Genomic DNA, 21,658 nt, shown 5'->3' on the forward strand with positions numbered 1-21,658 from the left:
TAAAAGGGGGATTCCAGTTAGAAGTAGTTAATGAAAAAGATCCATTTACTAATAATCAGTAAATGGATCTTTTTCATTTATGGTGTTTTTACATCTTTTGTCCATTCGGCTACTTTATCTTGATTATTGTTAATCCATTTTTTTGCAGCGTCTGTGGCACTCATACCTTCCATAATATCAAACATCACACTTTCAATATCTTCGGCAGTCCAATGGAAACGATTTAGGACATCATATGCCTCGGAAGCATCTTTCTTTAATCCTTTACGAGCAAATGTACCAATATATTCTTCCGTACCATATAAACCTTTTGGATCTTCTAAATATTTTAAATCGTAGGCATTAAAGATCCAGTGGGGTGACCAACCTGTAATGATGATTTCTTCATGATTCGAAATGGCTTGACTAAGGGCTGCGGTCATGGCACCAGCAGAAGAGGTTAGTACATTCCAGCCTTTTAGATTGTCATATTCCTTATAGGCATTTTCTGTTGTGGCCATCATATTAGCTCCTGGTTCAATACCTGTAATTGTTTTATTGGCTTGATTTGTTAAGTCTTTAATGGAATTAACGTCCATATAACTTGGAACGACTAAGCCAATTTTAGCACCAGTAAGGTTTTCACCTAGATTCTCAATTTTATCTTTGTATTTCTCTACTTGTGGAGCGTGTGTTTGGGGTAACCAGGCAGATACCATACCGTCAACCTCACCGTTCGCAAGTGCCTCCCACATAATGCCATTGTCTAATGGTGTGAGCGTCACATCATATCCTAAATTCTCCAATACTTGTCCTATTACATGGGTAGAAGCAACCTCTGTATCCCATTCAACATATGCCAAGTTAATTTCTTTTTTATCTTTTGTACCCGCATCAGCAGAACCACATGCAGCTAATACTAGTAGGCATGATAAAGCAAATCCTATCTTCCATACTTTTAAATATCTCATCAAATTCCCCTTTCAATAATTACTTACATCCTAGTGAAAATTAATAAATATTAACAAGTAACAACTTAATTTTATATAGAAGTTGTTACTTTTGTCAAATTGACGATTCATGTAACTCATGCAATAAAATGGAGGATTCATTACGGAAAAGGTTCTGAACAGGGTTCTAAAATGCCCATAGATTTTTAACACGATTACATATGATAGGTGAAAATGGAGACTGGGTTTTGAGGAGGCTTAGTGTGCACTGGATTACTATTATTCTAATAGGAATTGCTGCGAATCTAGATAATTTGGGGATTGGCCTAGCCTATGGTGTCAAGCAAGTTAAAATTCCTATTTTATCGAATGCAGTGATCGCTGGCATGTCAATGATTGTCACATATGTAGCAGTAACAGCTGGCAGCACTGTTGTTGAATATATTTCACCGCATACTGCCAATTTATTAGGAAGTTTACTATTATGTGTTATTGGCATATGGACCTTGATGTCCAATAACTTTTCTAATCAACGAATAGCGGGTAACCCTGAACTATTTGATGAAGATAAAAATTTAGTCATCTCAACTCGAGAGGCAATGGCACTCGGATTTATATTGTCAGCCAATTGCTTAGCAGGAGGTATTGCCATTGGAGCAAATGGCATTTCTGCAATATGGACAGTAATTTCCATTGGTGTCTTTTCATTTGTTACGGTGGGAGTAGGCAGTCAATGTGGCGCATTGCTCTCCAAAACGTTTATTGGCAGGCATTCAACAGCCATTTCAGGATGGCTATTATTGTTGATCGGTATTTTAGAGATTTTTGCTAAATAAAATAAGAGCGAGAATATCACCAAATTTTGGTGATATTCTTTTTATTAGGAGGAAAATTTGACATATTGAGGACGAATTTGGATTAACGGTTGACAGTGACTGGCAGTAACGATTATTCTTGGGAGTAGAATCGTAATTGAGAATTATTTTCGTTTACATGAAAGTGCTTTCGTGGAAGGGAATCTATCAATTAGGATGTTTTATTATGACTAAGGGAGGCGTGCAACACATGAAGAAAATGCTCATGTTGATCATGCTTGTTAGTATTTTTGTCGTTAACTTCGGGTTAACTCAAGCATCTGCTCAACTGGCTGATGGCACTCATTCGATAAAATATCAGGTCAATAAACCTGAGAGTAATTCCGCATCAATTGCTAATGATTATTTTGTAAAACCCGCGAAGGTTACGGTGAAAAATGGCACTGCAGTAGTACAAATTACATTAAAAAACAGTGCATGGATTACGAAATTTCAACCACCAGGTGGAGCAACTGTAGTAAATGAAGATCAAGCAGCGGATACACGAACTGTACAATTCACCGTTAAAGACCTAACAAAACCTGTAGTAACAGCGATGAAAATTGATATTGATGACATCAATTATCATCATGAATACAGTGTATCACTTGTATTTGATGCTACATCAATTGCAAGCTCAGCAACTGCTTCTACTCAACAGACAGAATCCAGTAAATCACAACCAACTTCTTCAGCAACTACAACTGAAAGTCAAGTGCCCAATCCACAAACAGGTGATACAACACCTTATCTTTTAATCGTTGCATTAGTGGGGTCAGCATTTTTACTTTATAGAAAAAAACTACAAACAAAAACGGAGGGTCAATAAAATGGCAAAAAAACGTCAATCACGCGCAACTAAAATCGTACTAGCTTCATTGTTAGCAGCATCTCTAACAGTTCCTTCCTTTGCATCTGCGGCAGAATTAGTCACAACAAATACAGAAGTGAAAGCAGAAACAACGAAAGCTGCTAAAACAGATTCAGCTATTAATTTCCAAATTTTTAAAACAGGTACGACAGAAGCACAGCCTGCAATTAGTTCTCATTTAGTACCACAAGGAACAATCGTTGAAAAAGACGGTAAATTTGAAGCTCAATTAACAATTACAGCTAAATCAGCACCAATGATTGCAGGTCTACAAACAAAACAAGGCGATACTTTTGTAGATGCTAAAGAAGTAAAAAATAGCGATGGTACAATTACATACAGTTTCCCTGTTGTTGTTGATGAAGTTAAATCAGCAAAAATTCATGTAGTCGTTCCGTCCGCAAATATGGATAAATGGTATGACTTTGATTTAAAAGCAGTGAAAGAAGTAAAAGAAGAAGTGAAAGTGAATGTGAATGAAGTAGCTGTCACTGTTTACAAAGATGGTACAACAGAAGAATCAATGATGAAACAATATATCGCACCAAAAGTAGGGGTTACTGTAAAAGAAGGTAAAAATGTTGTGACAATGACATTCCCTCAAGGTCAATATGTAAAAGGTTTCACTGTAGAGGGGAAAGAAGCTACTTTAGTGAAACAAGATGATGCAACAAATTCACGCACATATTCATTTGAAGTTGCAGATTTGAAGAAACTGGTAAATGCTCAATTACACATCGTTGTAAATGAGCCAGCACAAGGTGTGAAGTATGATTCGAATCATACAGTACAATTTAGCTTTGCTGTGGAAGGTGCAGTGAAGCCAGTTATTAATCCATTTAAGGACATTAGTAAAGATGCGAATAAAGATGCTATTCTATCACTTTACAGCTTAGGAATTGTGAAGGCACAAGACAATTTTAGACCAAATGACAACATTACACGTTCTCAATTTGCTTTAATGGTAGCACGTTCATTGAACGTATCTTCTACAAAAGATGCTGGATTTAAAGATACAGGGAAGCTTAGTGCGGAAGCTGTTCAAGCAATTAATGCATTAGCTGAAGCTGGGATTGTTAAAAAAGCTACAAACTTCAATCCAAATGATACACTTACTCGTCAACAAGCAGCTGTAATGATTTATCGCACTGTAACACATGTAGCAGGAAAAGAAATGAGCTTTGGTGATACAAGTCTTTCTTACTATGCTGATGGAGCAAAAGTGAAAGATGAAGAAGCAAAAAAAGCCTTTGCACTTCTATATGCAGGTAAAGTAATGACTGGTTCTCCAACTGCTGATGGTAAAACAGTTATTGATGCAAATAGCCCATTAAAACGTTCACATATGGCGAAAATTTTAAATGGCTCTTTGCAATATATGAATAAATAATAAGAATTTTTACAGCAACTTCCTTTCTCATATTTTATGGGGGAGGAAGTTCCTATGTGTTTAAAATGGGAGGAGACTATGCAATGACAATCATAAAAAAGCACATTTGTATTTTGGCTGTTTTGGCAGTTTTATTGCTTGCTTTTCCTCCATCCATTTTTATGCAAGCAAAAGCTGAAAATCTTGGCATAATAGATGGTAGTTATCAAGTTGAACTAAGTTTTTCTCCTATTGAGGGATTTGAAGAAAACCTTTTTAAACATAAAGCAACTCTCACCGTAAAGGATGGACAGTATCAATTAGCTTTGGTACTAGAACAGCCATATTCTGTACGTGACATACATATCGAACAGCTTGGTAATGAAATTTCTTGGACTCAAGATATAGAAAATTTAGTTCAGTTTGATGTTTTGGCATTACAAGATCCGATTGTTATAAAGGGTCATGTAGAGCTTGCACCTGAAGAACCATATATTTCGTTCACTCAAGAGATACAAATAGAAATGGCGGGACTTACACCGACAGTTCCTCAGGAAGAAAACAAGACGGATGATGCTGAAAACTTAGTTGTTGAAGAAACAAAGGGACTAGAATGGGCAGTGGATTATGTATTATTAGCGGATGGTAAAAATGAACCTTCTATTATGAATAACTATGTGAATCCAATCGCAAAGGTTATTGAAAAGGATGGTAGATACTATGTGCAAATGACCATTTTACAATCAGCTTGGGTGACAGGTCTACAGGTAGATGATAAGGGAAATCAGATTGAACCTAAGCAAGTTTCACTTTTAGATAATGTACGCATTGTGGAATTTGAGGTTGAGGACTTAACACAGCCGTTAAGAATGTGGGTGAAGATCGATATTCCTGACATTTCTTATCATCATCAATACTTTGTTCAGCTAGCATTCAATCAAAAACAGATCGCATCACTTTTACACAAACCCTTCAACGACGAAGAATCTACTAAGCAAGTTGTACAAGATAAGCTGGTGGATACGGTTAAGGAGCAGGTACAAAAGCCACAAGTACAAATAAGTAAAGCAAGTTTATCTAGCAAAGCCACACAGACATTACCAGCTATTCAATCACCATTGCTTATACCAAAGGAAGAAAAATTAACATTTGATCGTACACTTGATGAACCAACTGATAAAGCTTTAGAAGAATCAGAGGATAGTAAAACAAAAGAGGAAACTACGGACAAAATTGTAGTGAAAAAAACGGTTGCAGAACAACCAATTGAACCGTTAAACATCGTAAAAATTATTGGTCTGATCGTTATATGTCTAGTGTCAGGCTGGTTACTTATTAAGCGTATTAGAAAAACCAAAAATGAGATGACTGAGCAGGGTGGAGGATGACACAATGAAAAAAGATTGGAAACTGAAGTTACTGTTGTTGACATTACTATCACTAATTCTCGCTGCATGTAGTAGCAGTGATCAAACAGAAAAGAAAGAGACAGTTACTGATAAAGAACAGGTAACAGAAGATAGTGAGCAACGTATCATTGCGGGGACGGTAGTAATAGCAGATATCCTTGATAAGCTGGAGCTTGATGCAATTGCTGTACCAGAAACTGAAAAGCAATTAGCAAAGCGTTTTGATGGTTTACCAACAATCGGTAATGCGATGGAGCCAGATATGGAAATTGTTAAGTCATTAAATCCGACAGAAGTATTATCCGTTTCAACTTTAGAATACGATTTACAGGATAAATTTAAACAACTTAATATTCCTGTTGATTTTCTTAATTTCCAAAGCGTTGATGCCATGCTAAAGGAAATAACATCTCTAGGAGAACGCTATGATCGTGAAGCCCAAGCGGATACATTAGTAAAAGATCTACAGAAAAACATCGAGGCAGCCCAAAGTGTAGCTGCGAATAAAGAAGGTCCTCGGGTATTAATATTACTAGGTATACCAGGGAGTTATTTAGTAGCAACAGAAAATTCGTATGCTGGGGATCTTGTGAAACGAGCAGGAGGTATCAATGTAATGGAAGGACAGGATGCAGAATATCTATCTTCTAATACGGAATACCTCCATAATAGCAATCCGGATATTATTTTGCGCTTATCACATGGCATGCCCGATGAAGTTGTGAAAATGTTTGATGAAGAATTTAAAACAAATGATATTTGGAAACATTTCGAAGCAGTGAAAAACGATAAAGTCTATGATTTAGAGGAAGAATTATTCGGGACGACATCCTCCTTGCAGGTACCACAGGCTTTAGGGCAGCTGATGGAAATTTTCTATCGTAAATAGTAACTTGAATGTCGCTCGTATGATCAGTATTTTACTCGTCATAGAGCGTTTTTCTTATCCTATACGGAATAAAAAAGAAAAAGGAAGTCCGATATGACAAAAAGAATCGTCAGTTTTTTACTTGTAATTTTTCTATTACTTGTGACAGTTATTTATTCAGCCACAACAGGTAGCATTAAAATGGGCTTTTTTGAGTTTATAGGGGCATTATTTGAGGAGGGGAACAGTCAAATGGATGCGATCCGTGATTTACGCTTCCCACGTATCATCGTCGCATTATTTGCAGGTGCCGCACTTTCAGTTTCTGGGGTGCTTTTACAATCGGTGATGCGTAATCCATTGGCAGATGCAGGGATCATCGGAATATCTTCGGGTGCAGCATTTGTTCAATTGTTTATTGTTGCCTTTTTCCCCACATTATTTTTTATGACACCCGTTTTAGCATTTATGGGCGGAGCCTTAGCCTGTACGCTTGTCTTTGCACTATCTTGGAAATCTGGGCTAAGCCCTCTCAAATTGATTTTAGTAGGGATAGCGATTAACGCTATGTTTACGGGCTTAACCGAGGCTATGATTAGCTTAGGTGGCTCCTTAAATATGTCCGCATCTAGTGTGATTGGTTCTAATTTAACAATGCGAACATGGAAAGATGTTTCCACAATTGTGACATATGGTTCAATTGGATTAATAGGTGCTCTTGCTTTACATAGTTGGTGTAATTTACTCGTATTACAAGACAAAACTGTTAAAAGTTTAGGATTTCAAGTTGCGCGAGCACGGTTATTAATTGCAGCCGTGGCTGTTTTACTAGCAGCTGTTTCAGTTGTTGTTGCAGGTGTTATTTCATTTGTGGGACTATTAGTACCTCATATTGCTCGCAGATTGGTTGGTCATGATCATGCTGTGCTTATTCCGTTTACAGCACTGGCAGGAGCATTATTAATTTTAGCAGCAGATACAATTGGACGTACAATTGTTGCACCACTTGAAATTCCAGCGTCCACAATTATGGCAATTATCGGTGGACCCTTCCTCATATTCTTATTACGAAAAGAGTGACAAATATGGATATACAAGACATCATTGTATCGCATGATCATACACGTAACCATCTAAATGGCGTTTCAACATCCATTACAAAGGGCAAAATTACAACAATTATTGGCCCGAATGGCTGTGGAAAATCAACTTTATTAAGTGTTATCTCTCGTCTTCATTTACCTAAATCAGGGAATGTCCTGTTAGAAAATAAAGACCTACTAAACTATAAGCCTAAGGAATTCGCTAAAAAACTAGCGATAGTGTATCAGCAAAACGATATACCGAAAGATTTAACAATTGAAAAATTAGTCGGCTTTGGTCGTCTTCCCCATCAAACATTGCTGAAAAAAGACAATGAAGGAGATGCAAAAGCCATTGAATGGGCACTGGCTTGTACAAATTTACAACAAAAGAGTACAACAAATTTAGAGGCGTTATCAGGTGGGGAGCGCCAACGTGTCTGGATTGCTATGGCTTTGGCACAACAATCTGAAATACTATGCTTGGACGAGCCGACAACCTATTTGGATATTTATTATCAACTAGAATTATTAGAGCTTGTCAAAACATTAAACGAGCAGCACGGCTTAACGATTATCATGGTGCTTCATGATATTAATCAAGCTATTCGCTATAGTGACCATATTATTTTAATGAAGGATGGTCAACTATTCGCAGAAGGTGCTCCACATGATGTGATCACGAAAGATGTTATTAAAGAGGTTTATGGGGTGGACGCGGTATTTAATGAAGATAAACAACTTGGCTATTATATGATGCCAATAGGGATATGATTGGTGATAGGATGAAAAAGAAGGCGTCGAAGTTAGTCACATTTCTATATGTAGCGATATTTTTATTTTCTGCATTTTCCCTGGCAAAGTATTTATATACGTACTATGAGACATCAAAATCACTGAAGGAAGTGCAGGATATATATCAAGCTACATTAAGCACTACTGAGGATCGGCCAGTAAATCAAGAAGAAGAAACTCAAGCTCCTTCAACGATAAGACCTCAATTCCAAGATTTATTAGCAATGAACCGTCAAATTGTGGGATGGATTTCAGTGGATGGAACAAAGTTAAATAATCCAGTACTACAAGCTGACAATAATGAGTTTTATTTAAATCATAATTTTAGAGACGAGGAAAGTCGTGCAGGAAGTGTCTTTATGGATTATCGGAATAATATTCTTTCTATGAATCGAAATACAATTTTATATGGTCATGCTATGAAAAATAATACGATGTTTGGTAGTCTAAAAAATTATTTAAAGCAAGATTATGCGGATGACCATCCAATTATTTATTTAGATACCTTATATGAAGGGTATGATATCGAGGTATTTGCTGCATATGAGACAACTATTGATTTCTACTATATTGAAACGGGCTTTACAAGTGACGGAGCTTATCAGCAATTTCTAGAGGACATTCAGAAGCGCTCATCCATACAAATGAATGTCGCTATAAGTCCCAGTGATAAAATACTGACATTGTCTACTTGTAAGGATTCGGTGATGAGTGACGATCATCGCTTTGTTGTGCAGGGTAAATTAGTAAAACGTGGAGAATAAGCATAGTAGGGAAGTACGAAAAATTCGACACCCTTTTATGGAGGAGAACCATTATTGTCAAGGTTCTCCATTTTTTTTTTTTTAGCCATAATGTCTACTCTCCATAAGCAGTTGTCTACGTTTAAATGCTACATTATTTCAGTTTCTTTTTATTTGATTTTCTCTCCCAGCTCTAAAATAATTCCCTCTGGACCACGAACGTAACATAATTTATAACTATCTTCATATTGCTGTATCTCACTAAAAATTTCTGTACCCCTTTTTTTCAATTTAGCTATAATACCTTCAATATCTTCAACATTAAAGCAAATATGTCGGATTCCTAGTGTATTGGCAAGAGGTTGCTGAATATCTTTGTCATCTGATGGCGAGTAAAATTTCACTAGCTCTATCCATGTCTGACCGTCAGGCATCCCCAATCCTACACATGCCGTTTTAGCATGATTAAGCCCAACTATTCGGCTTAACTGTTCTCCTTCCAATTCCCATTCTGCTTTTACTTCAAGTCCTAACTCAAGAAAAAATGCTTTAGCCTCTGGAAGATCATTTACGTTTATACTCACATGATCCATTTTATTGATTTTCATATCTTATACCTCCTTGAAATCAAGTTCTTTTCGCAGAATTATACAACTACCTTGATTTTCACAAACTATTTTAAGTATCTGTACAAACGAAGATTCTAAAAAATCTCTTTACCGTCATGCTTTATTTTTTGCTACTACGGCTTTGGATAAACGCATGCACGTTCAGTGGAATAGGAAATTTCAGTTTTCAATATGAACTTTTAATAAAAAAATTATTTAATTACTTGACGTAATTTAATTATTAATATATAGTTAGTTACATAAAGTAATCAATTACTTTTTATAACTAAAGTAGTAAAAAAAGATAAGTAACTACAAATGTTTATCCTAAATAATGTTGGGTAACATAATTACTGTAGTTGCTTCATATTTTAAAATATATCTCGAAATCGAGATAAAATCAACTTATTGGAGGAATTTTAAAATGGCAAAATGGAATATTGATTTAGGGCACTCAGCAATTAACTTTCAAGTAAAACACATGATGGTATCAAAAGTGAAAGGTGTATTTGACAAATACACAGCGGACATTGAAGCGGCAGATCTTGCAGACTTAACTACTGCAAACATCAGCTTTACAATTGATCCAGCAAGCATTAATACACGTAGTGAGGATCGCGATAACCATTTAAAAGCAGCAGATTTCTTTGATGCTGAACAATATCCAACAATTACGTTTAAATCAACAGATATTACAAAAAAATCTAGCGATGAATATTCAGTAACAGGTGACTTAACAATTAAAGGTGTAACAAAATCAATAACATTTGATACAGAATTTAACGGCAAAGGTACAAATCCATGGGGTCAAGAAGTATATGGTTTTGAAGCTGAAACAACTATTAATCGAGAAGACTTTGGTTTAACTTGGAATGCTGCCTTAGAAACTGGTGGAGTTCTTGTAGGTAAAGATATTAAAGTATCTGTTGAGTTAGAAATTAACCCGGCTTAATAAAGTGATTTTTCATGCATGCTTGAAGTAATATTCGAGCATGCTTTTTATATGTCCAAAAATAGGCATGGGCTTATGATATATTCTAGTAATGATATTTTGTAAAAAAATCCCACTAAGTATGTTTCTTGCATATTTTTAGCAAATACTGCATATAAATCATCATATTGTTTTTGGGGGCGATAGGATGAATGTATTAGTGACAGGTGGCTATGGTTTTATTGGTAGTGCAGTAGGTAGGCGTTTTTTTGAAGAAGGAGCATCGGTTTATATTATTGATAATTTAAGTACGGGTCACTTACGGAATGTTGACTTTGAGCATAAATCTTATCTTTTAAATGTGGAGGATGAGGTTTGCGAGCATCTTTTTAAAGAGACACATTTCGATGTGGTGATTCATTGTGCAGCACAAACGAGTGTTCAACAATCCTTACAGGAGCCAGTAAAGGATATTTTGACGAATATTGTTGGGCTAAGTCAAATGCTCTTTTTATCATCTAAATATAAGGTAAAGCATTTCGTTTTTGCCTCCTCAGCTGCAGTGTATGGAAATAGTCACTATCCTCCACTAGAAGAAACAGATGTCTGTGAACCGATATCTATGTATGGATTAAACAAGAGCATTGGAGAAACCTATTGTGAGAAATGGCAAAAGGATTATCGGTTACCTATCCTTATTTACAGATTCGCCAATGTTTTCGGTCCAAGGCAACAAATGCAAGGTGAAGCTGCTGTCATCCCAAGTATGTTAAAAAGTAGTATGGAGGGAAAACCCTTTACAATTTATGGTGATGGTGAACAGACACGTGACTTTATTTACGTGGATGATATTGCAGATGCCATTTATGCCGGTGTCCATGCACGATTGCAAGGGATCTACAATGTGTCCACAAATGAAGCGTGGTCACTTCATCAAGTTATTTTACTGCTTCAGCATTTAAATCATCCACTTGAAATTCAATATGCACCCGTACGAGAAGGAGATATTGAACATTCATTTTTAAATAATGATAAATTAGCCAATGCAATTGGTTGGAGACCCAAAATTTCTTTTGCAGAGGGAATTGAACGTACGCTGAATGCTTTACAAGTTGATAAATTAGCGGAAATTTAACGATAGAGGATTTGGCATATTACACTGTGTAATATGTCTTTTTCTTTGTCTATAGTATAATAATTCATTAAAGAAATGGATGTGGATGGAGGCTTACATATGCTTGTAGATTTTAGAGTAAACAATTGTTTAAGCTATAAAGAGGATACATTATTTTCAATGGTAGCAGGAAGTCGTCTGCGAAAGTGGAAGGATACCCATACCATGCAATTGGATGATTCACTTCGTGTAGTGAAAAGTGCATTTATTTTTGGGCCAAATGGAAGTGGTAAATCTAATCTATTTACCACAATTAAAGTTTTGCGGTCCTTACTTTTTAACTTTGAGAATTTAAACAATGTTAAACAATTACGTCTGCCTTATCAACCATTTAAGCTAGGAAGTCAACAGGGCAAACCAACAGAATTTATGATTTCGCTATTTTTGGACGGAGCTTTGTATGATTATGAAATTCAGTACAATGCTTCCTTAGTTTTATATGAGCGTCTTCACAAGACAACTAATAATTTGAAGGAAGAGCTTTTTGTCCGACGATGGGATGGTGTGGACTATTCGTATGAAACAGCTCATTCGACGGCACAGGAATTAACAAAATATACACGTAATAATACAGCCTTTTTATCAGTGCTCCATGTTTTTAATGATTCAGATGCGTTAAAGGTATTCGATTGGTTTTTACATAAAATCCTGTTTCTAGATGAAGCGAATCGGTTATCAAGTCATCCCCTTATTCGTAAACTTGAAGAAGAGCCTTTTAAAAAAGAGGTCATCAAACTGCTGAAAATTGCCGATTTTTCGATTCGAGATGTCACAGTAAGACGTGTGGAACGCAGAGAAAAAAATACAGTTAACTACGAGTTTGACACCCCTGAGATTATTCAAGAAGTTGATATCGATCTGCATTATTTATCATTTGATGAAGAGGGTGCCCCTATCGGGACAGAGACGATCAATTGGACGATGGATTCTAAAGGTACAGTACGCATGTTGCATTTAGCCTGTGTGATGGTAGATGCTTATAATAAGGGAAAAACTATTTTTATTGATGAATTTGATACAGCTTTTCATGTGTCTATTTGTGAATTTCTAATGGCAATCATGAATAGTAAACGCAATACGAGTAATCAATTTGTCGTGACGAGTCATGAAATAGAATTATTGGATCAGCCATTGCGGTCCGATCAAATTTGGTTTGTTAATAAAACCTTTAAAAATGAATCTGAGCTTTATTCTTTATTTGATTTTGCAGACTTGCAAAAAAAGCGTGGCGACCTTTCATATGCAAAACGTTATTTAAAAGGAGAATTTGGCGCAACGCCCGTTATTAATGAATATTTATCTGAACAATATTTAGAAGAAGCGGAGGTATCTGAGCAGTGAGAGTACGTCAACAAGGAAACCGAACACTGCGGAAAACTATTTTAATTTATTGTGAAGGTGAAACGGAACGTATTTATTTTGAGCAGCTACGTATTTTGAAGCGCTCTAAAATGGTGAGTGTTAAAATAAAAAACGTTAAACGTTCTGCAATTAAGCTTGCTCAACATGCTTATAGGGATTCTAGTTATCAATATTTTGATGAGGTCTGGATTGTTTTTGATAAGGATGATTTAACAGAAAAGCAATTGGAGGAAGTAAATCAATTTTGTGAGGAAAAAGGGATTCAAATTGCCTATTCAAATGAAGCTTTTGAATTGTGGTTACTTTTGCATTTTGAGGAAGTAGATAGCTCGGAGAAATACCCCCGAGCAGTCTTAAATGACAAAATGGAACAACACCTTGGCGTGAATCGATATTTCCGTCATAAGGCTGATGAGTCTATTATTGCCCCCATTGCATTACGACATGAGGTAGCGATTAAAAATTGTACAGACATGATGGCTCTTCGTCATACAGAGAGCCGTGACAATCCTTACTGTAACATACATGAAATGATACGATACATATTTTAAAATTGGTAGGTTCTTTATGTTAAATAGGCCTACTTTTTACTTTAACAGAGATAGATTGTCAAATAAATGCATGTTTATTCCAAACAAACATATAGTGTCTATTGAGCGAAATCAGTAATAGTATGAAAGGGGATTGCGTGGATAAGCCAAATTCGAATCAACGCAAAAATATAGAGGATAATGCCAAGGATCAGCAACTAGAGCCATTTCGTGTTGATAATGAAGGCACAAAAATGACTACGAATCAGGGCCTTAGAGTGTCTAACGATGAGGATTCCTTAAAAGCAGGAGTCCGTGGTCCGACAATTATGGAGGATTTTCACCTTCGAGAAAAAATTACACATTTTGACCATGAACGAATTCCAGAAAGAGTCGTGCATGCTAGAGGTTTTGCAGCGCATGGTGAATTCGAATTATATGAGTCAATGAGAGAGTATACGAAGGCGAAATTTTTGCAAGACCCGAAAAAGAAAACGCCAGTGTTTGTTAGATTTTCGACAGTGGTAGGTAGTTTAGGCTCGATGGACACAGCTCGTGATGTACGAGGGTTTGCAACGAAATTTTACACGGATGAAGGAAATTATGATTTAGTAGGCAATAATATTCCAGTCTTTTTTATTCAGGATGCCATTAAGTTTCCAGATTTAATTCATGCTGTAAAGCCAGAGCCGCATAATGAGATGCCGCAAGCAGCCTCTGCCCATGATACGTTTTGGGATTTCGTTGCGAACAATCAGGAGATAGCACATATGATTATGTGGCATATGTCTGATCGAACAATACCTAGAAGCTTCCGTATGATGGAAGGTTTCGGGGTGCATACATTCCGTTTTGTTAATGACAGAGGACGATCGAGATTTGTGAAGTTTCATTGGAAGCCTGTACTAGGTGTGCATTCACTAGTTTGGGATGAAGCACAGATAATTGCAGGGAAAGACACTGATTTTCAGCGACGGGATTTATGGGAGGCCATCGAAATTGGAGATTATCCAGAGTTTGAGTTAGGGGTGCAAATACTTGAACCAGAAGATGAATTTAAATTTGATTTCGATATTTTAGATGCAACAAAGCTTTGGCCAGAAGAACTGATACCAGTAAAGAAAATTGGAAAAATGACCTTAAATCGCAATGTGGATAATGTATTTGCTGAAACGGAGCAAGTTGCCTTCCACCCAGGAAATGTAGTACCAGGCATTGATTTTACCAATGATCCACTGTTACAAGGTCGACTCTTCTCCTATTTAGATACACAGTTAATTCGTCTAGGGGGTCCAAACTTTGCGGAAATCCCTATTAATCGTCCTCTTTGTCCAGTGCATAATAATCAACGGAATGGTTTTAGTCGACAGGCAATTAATTTAGGGAGAGTAAGCTACCATAAAAATTCATTAGCCAATAATACGCCTGCAACATCTACTGCAAGGGAGGGAGGATACGTTCATTATGAGGAGAAGGTTGAAGGGCGAATCACAAGAGCACGGAGTAAATCCTTTGACGATCACTTTTCGCAAGCTAGGCTCTTCTGGAACAGTATGTCCCCGCCTGAAAAACAGCATATTATAGATGCTTTTAGCTTTGAGGTTGGAAAAGTAAAAAGTAAATCGGTGCGACAACAAGTTGTGGATATGTTTGTTCGTGTAGATAAAGCAATGGCTACAACTGTTGCTGAAAATGTTGGTGTTAACCCTCCTAGTGGGGAACAGTCCAAGGTAACGGCCACTTCACCCGCACTTAGTCAAGCCAATACCATTAAATTGCCTTATACGCTTAAGGTAGGCGTTTTAATTGGTGATGGATTCGATGCCAATGAGGTAGGCGAAGTATTGAAATATTTAACAAGGCAAGGTGTGCGCTACAGCATTATTTCTGATCGACTAGGTGTTGTGACAGGGAATAATGGCGTTCAATTAACGGCAAGTGACACATTTATTACAACCGATGCCGTTTTATTTGACTCGCTATATGTGGTGGGGGTAAAGGCAAGTAATCAAGCTAAATTTAATACACATATCGTGAACTATATTAATGAGGCATATCGCCATTATAAACCTATTGGGTTTGCTGTTACAGGCACAACGTTTTTCAATATGTCAAATGCGAATGTAGGGCCAGGCATTGTTTTAGCAACTGGTAATAAGGATTTTGCAAAAAAATTTGTAGGCGCGATCGCACAACAAAGATTTTGGCAACGAAATATTTATTAAGCATAGGAAAAATATAAATGTAAGAGGCTCAGACTTTGGACAAAAGCTATCGAGAAGTTCTTCTCTCGGTGGCTTTTGTTATTTTTCATTTTTTAAGCTTTGGAATTGTAAAAAAGAAGTTGTCTACTTGTTGGGCATTTCTTTAAATGAGCCTTTTCTTTTTCTAAAGGAACACTTTCAAAGACATCCCTGATAATATTGCATTCAATTTTTCCAAATGATAAGGTGATACATGAGGTGAGAAATATGGGAAATTTTGATATAGCGATTATTGGCGCAGGGCCAGGAGGTTATGTAGCGGCCATTCATGCGGCGAAAAATGGCAAAAGGGTTGCATTGATTGAACGGGATAAATTAGGAGGAGCCTGCTATAATGTCGGCTGCATTCCATCTAAAATTTTATTGGAGCATAGTAAACTAGTACAGGCAATCAATCAAGGAAATAACTGGGGAATCGAATCTGACAATGTGCGAATAAATTTTCCTCGATTGATGCAACGAAAAGATACAATTATTCAAGAGCTACTAACAAATATTGAGCACTATATCATCAACAACGATATAACTTTATATCGTGGTGAAGCCACATTAACTAAAGACCTGCTTATAACTGTTGGAAATGAAAATTTGACAGCGAAGGATATTATATTGGCAACAGGAAGTAAACCATTTGTCCCCCCATTTGAAGGGTTAGAGACTGCTACCTACTTTACAACAGATACATTTTTCAATCTTAAAGAGCTACCAGCACAGTTAACGATCATTGGCGGTGGTGTGATTGCAGTAGAAATGGCCTTTAGTTTAGCACCCTTAGGAACGAAAATTACAATGCTTAATCATAGTGAGGATATTTTACAAACGGAAGAATCAGAGGCAAGACCCCTTATTCGAGAAAAGATGATGAAGCTCGGTATTGAGCTTGTAACAGATTTTCAATTTGAAAAATTTGAAGGCGATACCATTCATACAACAAAAGGTACATATACATATGAAAATCTTCTGTTTGCGACAGGGCGTCGTCCTAATACAGAAATCGCTCAGCATTTAGAGTTAGCATTTGAAGGACGTTTAATTGCAGTCAATGAGCATTTACAGACGAGTCAGCCCCATCTTTATGCAATTGGTGATTTGGTCAGTGGTTATCAGCTAGCACATTCAGCAAGTGCAGAAGGAATCTATGCTGTGGATTATATTGTGGGTAATCAACCAACATCAATTGACCAAGCATCTATCCCACGTTGTGTCTATACACATCCTGAGATTGCCACATTTGGTTTACTAGAAGAACAGGTAAAAGTGCCTTACACGATGACAAAAATGCCTTTAAAGACAAATCCAAAGGGTTTAATGGAAGGGAATACAGAAGGATTTGTGAAGCTAATTACAGAAGAGGGGAGCGGTCAAATTCTAGGTGCTTGTGTTGTAGGGGATGGTGCAACAGAAATGCTGAATGCGATATTGGCGGCAAAAAATGCAGGTGGTACAGCTCTTTCATTAGCACAAATGATTTTTCCACATCCGACTGTATCTGAGCATATTGGAGATGCAGCCAAAGCCGTTTTTGGAAAAGGCATTCACCAATAATGAAAAGCTATTGACTTTAAAAAAATATATGTTAGATTAAATTTATAAGAATACTTGGTTTTGAAGTTGACTAGGCATCTAGAGGCTTCTATTTTACAAGGCGGTTTCCGTTTGATTGTAAAATAGGAGTTTTTTTTATGGCTTAAAAAATAAAAGGAGTGGGGAAATGACAAAAGCAGTAATCATTAATGGAAGTAACTCGAAAAGCTCTAGAGTTACGGCAATTCATGAAAAGGTTGTAAATCATCTAATGGCACTAGGAGTAGAAGTCCATTCCAATTATGTTCATGAGCTACCAGCAAAAGATTTAATGACAGCCAATTTTGCAAGTGAAAGTATCCAGTTAGAGAATAAATGGGTCGAGGAAGCACAAATAGTCGTAATTTTAACCCCAATATACAAAGCATCCTTTACAGGGATATTGAAGACTTATTTAGATTTACTACCCCAGAAAGCTCTGCATGAGAAGGTCATACTACCTATCGCTGTCGGAGGTTCTGTTGGTCATTTATTAGCATTAGAGTATGCTTTAAAGCCAGTTTTAGCTGTGCTAGGGGCAACCACAATATCACACTCAGTTTATATTGTGGATAAACAAATTATTCTTCTGGATGAAGGAGGCTTTGTCATAGAAGAAGAAGCGATCAATAGATTGGAAGCAGAGTTAAAGCAGTTACGAGGTGTATTAATTTCTAATTAAATATGATAAAAGCGCATTATAGGGATATCCTATAATGCGCTTTCTTTTAATTTACTTCAAGATCTTCTTCTGTTTCTACCGGTGCTGTAGAAAGATATAAGAAAGCCTCATCTTGCAAAAGCAATAATTTTTCTTCACAAATCCCATGTGATAATGGTCCTGAAAAAATTGACTCCCACCATGTCGTTGTTGTCATTCATCTACGCCCCCGTTTCGATTAATATGTAGTTGTATATTTCCCAAGATAAAAAATCTAAAACATTTTACATACTCAAATTTCATCCTCCTTGATGTAGAAAGAGGATTTTTCCCTCCTGATGTTGTATCGTATAGACAATGATAGTTTGTTTCGAAATGAAAAAACTATGTATGCCATTTTTGAAAAAGGGGTGCTTTATTGATGAATTTTACGTCTCAAGATGTGGAAAATATGATAACAGAGCAGCGTCAATTTTATTTTTCTCGTGCCACTAAAAGTGTCAAATTTCGAAAAGAGCAATTAAAAAAATTAAAGAAATCCATTTTGAAATATGAAAAGGAAATACTGAACGCCCTATACTTAGACCTTCGGAAAAGTGAGTTTGAAGCTTATGCAACTGAAATTGGCATTGTCTTAGATAGTATTTCTTATATGGTGAAGCATGTGGAAGAATGGATGGAGCCAGAAGCTGTCAAAACACCTATTCAATATCAGATGGGGAAGAGCTTTATTGTTCGTGAACCGTATGGTGTAACATTAATAATTGGACCGTTTAATTACCCTTTTCAGTTGGTCATGGAACCATTGATAGGTGCTATTGTTGGTGGTAATACAGCTATCGTCAAACCGTCAGAAACATCTGTACACACTGCAGCCATCGTAAAAAAGGTAATTGAAGAAACATTTCACCCATCCTATGTACGTGTAGTGGAAGGGGAAAAAGATGAGGTGACTGCCTTAATCCATGCTTCCTTTGACTATATCTTTTTTACAGGAAGTGTTGCAGTCGGCAAAGTGGTAGCTAAGGCAGCAGCAGAACGATTAACTCCTATTGCTTTAGAACTTGGAGGGAAAAGTCCAGCTATTGTCGATCAAACAGCGAACCTAGAAGTAGCAGCGAAGAGGATAGTATGGGGTAAATTTACAAATACTGGGCAGACATGTGTGGCACCAGATTATTTACTTGTTCACAAAGATGTTTATGATCGCTTTATGAAAATTTTAAAAGAAACGATACGTTCTTTTTATGGGAAGAACCCATTAAAAAGCCCTGATTATGGACGCATCGTGAATCTTAGACAGTTTGATCGTTTACAGCAAATTATTAAGGAAGAGCGAGATGCTATAACATTTGGCGGGCGGATAGATCGAGATGATTTATATATTGAACCAACAATCATCGAATATGTAAAGTGGACAAGTCCATCGATGCAGGAAGAGCTTTTTGGTCCTATCCTACCTGTTATGATGTATAACGATTTACCACTAGCTATCCATCAAATTCGCCAATTGCCGAAACCACTAGCGGCATATTTCTTCTCAGAGCACGAAAAAGCGACTCAATACTTTTTGGAGGAATTGCCATTCGGTGGAGGATGTATTAATGATACTATTACTCATGTTGGTAACTTACATTTACCATTTGGAGGTGTTGGTCCTTCAGGTGTGAAAGCCTATCATGGTAAAGCGAGCTTTGAAAACTTTACACATTCAAAATCCATTTTAAAGAAATCTTCTAAGCTTGAGACTAATGTACTTTTTCCACCCTATAATCAAAAGGTGAAAATTGTACGCTCTATTATGAAATAGTAAAATGGGGGTATCTTTTTTCAAATGAAGATACCCTCATTCAAAAAACCCCTCCTTTGTATAGAAAAATGTTCCCAAAAATCCCATCCTAGTCGTGTCGAAAAATGCCGATTCGTGATTATTTATGAAAATTTCGAAGAAAACGTGTTTTTTGTTCAAATGTAAGCGTTTTCGTTGAAAAAACAGCACAGAGACATTTTATTTATCACGAAATAAGTAGTAAAATAAGTTCAATAGATCGTGGGGGGATTCATATTGTCGTTTTTTGTCGAATGTTCAAAAATGATGACGTGAGTGTAGAGATTGATTGGAGGACTATGAAATGTATGCAGAGGAATTGTTAAGTGCATTACCTTTGAAAAAAATAATTGGCATGCTGCCAGACCAAGTAACTGATATCGTAGTAGATTCAAGAAGTGTACAGCCAAATAGTATGTTTGTTTGTATTAAAGGATATACAGTGGATGGACATGACTATGCTCAAAAGGCTGTAGATGGTGGGGCTACAATTGTTGTAACGGAGCGAGAATTACCGCTAGGTGAGACTATTGCTCAAGTGATTGTGAAAGACACAGACCGTGCAGTAGGCTTATTAGCCGCTAAGTTTTTTGATTATCCTTCCAAAGATATAGCGATGATCGGGGTAACGGGAACGAATGGTAAAACATCTGTGACGGGTATTATTCAAAATATCATGCATGGTATGGGTGAAAAATCTGCCCTATCTGGCACAATTGGCTTTAATTTAAATGGAATTCTATATGAATCCGCTAATACAACGAGTGATGCATTATCCACTCAACAAATGATTTTTAGAGCAAAGATGGAAGGCTGTCGTTTAATGACGATGGAGGTTTCATCCCATGGCTTAGCACTTGGACGTTTAGCAGGTGTTGACTATGATGTTGCTATATTTACAAATCTAACGCACGATCATCTTGATTTCCATGGTACGATGGAGGAATATGGCCATGCTAAAGGTTTATTATTCTCCCAGCTTGGACAAGATTTAGAAAAAAATAAATTTGTTGTGCTAAATGCCGATGATGCATGGTCAGAGCGATACGCAGCTATGACACCATTTCCAGTATGGACATATGGTTTGAAAAATGAAACAGCAGATTTCCGTGCCATTAACTGTGAATATCATGATTATATGACATCCTTTGATGTGGAGATGTCAGAAGGAATTTATCGTGTGAAAATGAATTTATTAGGTGAATTTAACATTTATAATGTGCTAGCAGCAATGGTAGCATTTTATGGTCGTGGGTATTCTATGGAAGCTATTATTGAGCAAATCGAGCAACTCCCGCCAGTTAAAGGTCGTATGGAAAAAGTTTGCTCTGACCTACCTGTTCAAATGTTTGTTGATTATGCACATACACCTGATGCCATTGAAAAAGCGATTGAAGCAGCACAACCATATAAAAAGGGCAAACTTATTTTCTTAGTTGGGACAGGTGGTAACCGCGATAAATCAAAACGTCCTGCAATGGCTGAGAAGGCGTCCGCAGCAGAGTATGTCATTCTGACAACAGATGATCCACGCTATGAGGACTATAATAGTATTACAGGTGATTTGGCCAAAGGGATGTTACATGACAATTTTGCTTGCATCGGGGATCGTGCAGAGGCAGTCCGACATGCCATAGAGGTTGCTGAACCAGGTGATATGATAATTTTTGCTGGTAAAGGCCATGAGGATTATCAAATTATTGAAAATACAAAATTTCCACATAGTGATGCAGAAATAGCAATAGAAGCTGGCCGATTGAAATTTGTTTGATGAAATATAAAATCTTAGGAAACCCTTTTAGAAAGTACTAAAGGGT

The 21,658-nt window shown here is 36.8% G+C and carries 20 protein-coding genes; 17 read left to right on the forward strand and 3 right to left on the reverse strand.

What is annotated here, in order from left to right; translation table 11 throughout:
* Nucleotides 1-77: 77 nt before the first annotated feature.
* Nucleotides 78-950, reverse strand: a complete 873-nt coding sequence (locus B3D94_RS00095; RefSeq protein WP_291753177.1) for a glycine betaine ABC transporter substrate-binding protein — start codon at nucleotides 948-950, stop codon at nucleotides 78-80.
* Nucleotides 951-1,192: 242 nt separating this feature from the next.
* Here B3D94_RS00095 and B3D94_RS00100 point away from each other — a divergent pair, with 242 nt between their 5' ends.
* The 8 genes from B3D94_RS00100 to srtB all read left to right on the forward strand — a co-directional run bounded on the left by B3D94_RS00100 (nucleotide 1,193) and on the right by srtB (nucleotide 8,941).
* Nucleotides 1,193-1,765 carry a manganese efflux pump gene (locus B3D94_RS00100; RefSeq protein ID WP_069480162.1) on the forward strand — a complete coding sequence of 191 codons (573 nt, stop codon included), beginning with the start codon at nucleotides 1,193-1,195 and terminating at the stop codon, nucleotides 1,763-1,765.
* 229 nt (nucleotides 1,766-1,994) lie between these two features.
* Nucleotides 1,995-2,612, forward strand: coding sequence for a heme uptake protein IsdC (gene isdC / locus B3D94_RS00105; protein ID WP_254664222.1), 618 nt, complete (start codon nucleotides 1,995-1,997; stop codon nucleotides 2,610-2,612).
* A 1-nt stretch (nucleotide 2,613) separates the two neighbouring features.
* A complete protein-coding gene (locus tag B3D94_RS00110; protein ID WP_069480164.1) occupies nucleotides 2,614-4,044 on the forward strand; it encodes an NEAT domain-containing protein in 1,431 nt (476 codons plus the stop codon).
* Nucleotides 4,045-4,127: 83 nt separating this feature from the next.
* On the forward strand, nucleotides 4,128-5,411 hold the full coding sequence (locus B3D94_RS00115) for an NEAT domain-containing protein (RefSeq protein ID WP_291753182.1): 1,284 nt from the start codon (nucleotides 4,128-4,130) through the stop codon (nucleotides 5,409-5,411).
* Nucleotides 5,412-5,415: 4 nt separating this feature from the next.
* Nucleotides 5,416-6,321, forward strand: a complete 906-nt coding sequence (gene isdE / locus B3D94_RS00120) for a heme ABC transporter substrate-binding protein IsdE (RefSeq protein ID WP_291753185.1) — start codon at nucleotides 5,416-5,418, stop codon at nucleotides 6,319-6,321.
* 93 nt (nucleotides 6,322-6,414) lie between these two features.
* Nucleotides 6,415-7,380, forward strand: coding sequence for a FecCD family ABC transporter permease (locus B3D94_RS00125; RefSeq protein WP_291753189.1), 966 nt, complete (start codon nucleotides 6,415-6,417; stop codon nucleotides 7,378-7,380).
* A gap of 5 nt (nucleotides 7,381-7,385) precedes the next feature.
* Nucleotides 7,386-8,156: an ABC transporter ATP-binding protein gene (locus tag B3D94_RS00130; protein WP_291753191.1), complete on the forward strand. Its 771-nt coding sequence runs from the start codon at nucleotides 7,386-7,388 to the stop codon at nucleotides 8,154-8,156.
* An 11-nt stretch (nucleotides 8,157-8,167) separates the two neighbouring features.
* Nucleotides 8,168-8,941, forward strand: coding sequence for a class B sortase (gene srtB / locus B3D94_RS00135; RefSeq protein WP_291753194.1), 774 nt, complete (start codon nucleotides 8,168-8,170; stop codon nucleotides 8,939-8,941).
* 149 nt (nucleotides 8,942-9,090) lie between these two features.
* Here the strand turns inward: srtB and B3D94_RS00140 are convergent, their stop codons facing one another.
* Nucleotides 9,091-9,528: a VOC family protein gene (locus B3D94_RS00140; RefSeq protein ID WP_069480170.1), complete on the reverse strand. Its 438-nt coding sequence runs from the start codon at nucleotides 9,526-9,528 to the stop codon at nucleotides 9,091-9,093.
* 424 nt (nucleotides 9,529-9,952) lie between these two features.
* Between B3D94_RS00140 and B3D94_RS00145 the strand changes: the two genes are divergently transcribed.
* The 7 genes from B3D94_RS00145 to ssuE all read left to right on the forward strand — a co-directional run bounded on the left by B3D94_RS00145 (nucleotide 9,953) and on the right by ssuE (nucleotide 18,034).
* On the forward strand, nucleotides 9,953-10,480 hold the full coding sequence (locus B3D94_RS00145) for a YceI family protein (RefSeq protein ID WP_069480171.1): 528 nt from the start codon (nucleotides 9,953-9,955) through the stop codon (nucleotides 10,478-10,480).
* Nucleotides 10,481-10,667: 187 nt separating this feature from the next.
* Nucleotides 10,668-11,594 (forward strand): NAD-dependent epimerase/dehydratase family protein, encoded by a 927-nt coding sequence (locus tag B3D94_RS00150; RefSeq protein WP_069480172.1) that lies wholly within the window; start codon nucleotides 10,668-10,670, stop codon nucleotides 11,592-11,594.
* 99 nt (nucleotides 11,595-11,693) lie between these two features.
* A complete protein-coding gene (locus B3D94_RS00155) occupies nucleotides 11,694-12,974 on the forward strand; it encodes an AAA family ATPase (protein WP_291753202.1) in 1,281 nt (426 codons plus the stop codon).
* Nucleotides 12,971-13,546, forward strand: coding sequence for an RloB family protein (locus tag B3D94_RS00160; protein ID WP_291753205.1), 576 nt, complete (start codon nucleotides 12,971-12,973; stop codon nucleotides 13,544-13,546). Before B3D94_RS00155 ends, B3D94_RS00160 begins: the two co-directional genes overlap by 4 nt.
* A 122-nt stretch (nucleotides 13,547-13,668) precedes the next feature.
* Nucleotides 13,669-15,750, forward strand: coding sequence for a catalase (locus B3D94_RS00165; protein WP_069480175.1), 2,082 nt, complete (start codon nucleotides 13,669-13,671; stop codon nucleotides 15,748-15,750).
* A gap of 246 nt (nucleotides 15,751-15,996) precedes the next feature.
* Entirely contained in the window at nucleotides 15,997-17,334 is a 1,338-nt protein-coding gene (lpdA, locus tag B3D94_RS00170) for a dihydrolipoyl dehydrogenase (protein WP_291753211.1), read from the forward strand.
* Between the two features lie 166 nt (nucleotides 17,335-17,500).
* Nucleotides 17,501-18,034 (forward strand): NADPH-dependent FMN reductase, encoded by a 534-nt coding sequence (gene ssuE / locus B3D94_RS00175; protein ID WP_069480177.1) that lies wholly within the window; start codon nucleotides 17,501-17,503, stop codon nucleotides 18,032-18,034.
* A gap of 46 nt (nucleotides 18,035-18,080) precedes the next feature.
* On the opposite strand, the gene B3D94_RS00180 is transcribed toward ssuE, so the two are convergent.
* Nucleotides 18,081-18,230 carry a hypothetical protein gene (locus tag B3D94_RS00180; protein ID WP_175422982.1) on the reverse strand — a complete coding sequence of 50 codons (150 nt, stop codon included), beginning with the start codon at nucleotides 18,228-18,230 and terminating at the stop codon, nucleotides 18,081-18,083.
* A 204-nt stretch (nucleotides 18,231-18,434) separates the two neighbouring features.
* Here B3D94_RS00180 and B3D94_RS00185 point away from each other — a divergent pair, with 204 nt between their 5' ends.
* Both B3D94_RS00185 and B3D94_RS00190 read left to right on the forward strand, forming a co-directional pair.
* Entirely contained in the window at nucleotides 18,435-19,823 is a 1,389-nt protein-coding gene (locus B3D94_RS00185; RefSeq protein WP_069480178.1) for an aldehyde dehydrogenase, read from the forward strand.
* A gap of 322 nt (nucleotides 19,824-20,145) precedes the next feature.
* The gene (locus B3D94_RS00190; protein ID WP_069480179.1) at nucleotides 20,146-21,612 is read left to right on the forward strand and encodes a UDP-N-acetylmuramoyl-L-alanyl-D-glutamate--2,6-diaminopimelate ligase; all 1,467 of its coding nucleotides are present in this window, start codon (nucleotides 20,146-20,148) and stop codon (nucleotides 21,610-21,612) included.
* Nucleotides 21,613-21,658 lie beyond the last annotated feature (46 nt).

It is taken from the genome of Lysinibacillus sp. UBA5990, from assembly GCF_002429815.1.
Classification (GTDB): domain Bacteria; phylum Bacillota; class Bacilli; order Bacillales_A; family Planococcaceae; genus Lysinibacillus; species Lysinibacillus fusiformis.

Bases quoted from the DNA above. Each gene is read 5' to 3' on its own strand.
- B3D94_RS00095 (WP_291753177.1), bottom strand. From the start codon at position 950: ATGAGATATTTAAAAGTATGGAAGATAGGATTTGCTTTATCATGCCTA.
- isdC (WP_254664222.1), top strand. From the start codon at position 1,995: ATGAAGAAAATGCTCATGTTGATCATGCTTGTTAGTATTTTTGTCGTT.
- B3D94_RS00110 (WP_069480164.1), top strand. From the start codon at position 2,614: ATGGCAAAAAAACGTCAATCACGCGCAACTAAAATCGTACTAGCTTCA.
- B3D94_RS00115 (WP_291753182.1), top strand. From the start codon at position 4,128: ATGACAATCATAAAAAAGCACATTTGTATTTTGGCTGTTTTGGCAGTT.
- isdE (WP_291753185.1), top strand. From the start codon at position 5,416: ATGAAAAAAGATTGGAAACTGAAGTTACTGTTGTTGACATTACTATCA.
- B3D94_RS00125 (WP_291753189.1), top strand. From the start codon at position 6,415: ATGACAAAAAGAATCGTCAGTTTTTTACTTGTAATTTTTCTATTACTT.
- B3D94_RS00130 (WP_291753191.1), top strand. From the start codon at position 7,386: ATGGATATACAAGACATCATTGTATCGCATGATCATACACGTAACCAT.
- srtB (WP_291753194.1), top strand. From the start codon at position 8,168: ATGAAAAAGAAGGCGTCGAAGTTAGTCACATTTCTATATGTAGCGATA.
- B3D94_RS00140 (WP_069480170.1), bottom strand. From the start codon at position 9,528: ATGAAAATCAATAAAATGGATCATGTGAGTATAAACGTAAATGATCTT.
- B3D94_RS00145 (WP_069480171.1), top strand. From the start codon at position 9,953: ATGGCAAAATGGAATATTGATTTAGGGCACTCAGCAATTAACTTTCAA.
- B3D94_RS00150 (WP_069480172.1), top strand. From the start codon at position 10,668: ATGAATGTATTAGTGACAGGTGGCTATGGTTTTATTGGTAGTGCAGTA.
- B3D94_RS00155 (WP_291753202.1), top strand. From the start codon at position 11,694: ATGCTTGTAGATTTTAGAGTAAACAATTGTTTAAGCTATAAAGAGGAT.
- B3D94_RS00165 (WP_069480175.1), top strand. From the start codon at position 13,669: ATGAAAGGGGATTGCGTGGATAAGCCAAATTCGAATCAACGCAAAAAT.
- lpdA (WP_291753211.1), top strand. From the start codon at position 15,997: ATGGGAAATTTTGATATAGCGATTATTGGCGCAGGGCCAGGAGGTTAT.
- ssuE (WP_069480177.1), top strand. From the start codon at position 17,501: ATGACAAAAGCAGTAATCATTAATGGAAGTAACTCGAAAAGCTCTAGA.
- B3D94_RS00180 (WP_175422982.1), bottom strand. From the start codon at position 18,230: ATGACAACAACGACATGGTGGGAGTCAATTTTTTCAGGACCATTATCA.
- B3D94_RS00185 (WP_069480178.1), top strand. From the start codon at position 18,435: ATGAATTTTACGTCTCAAGATGTGGAAAATATGATAACAGAGCAGCGT.
- B3D94_RS00190 (WP_069480179.1), top strand. From the start codon at position 20,146: ATGTATGCAGAGGAATTGTTAAGTGCATTACCTTTGAAAAAAATAATT.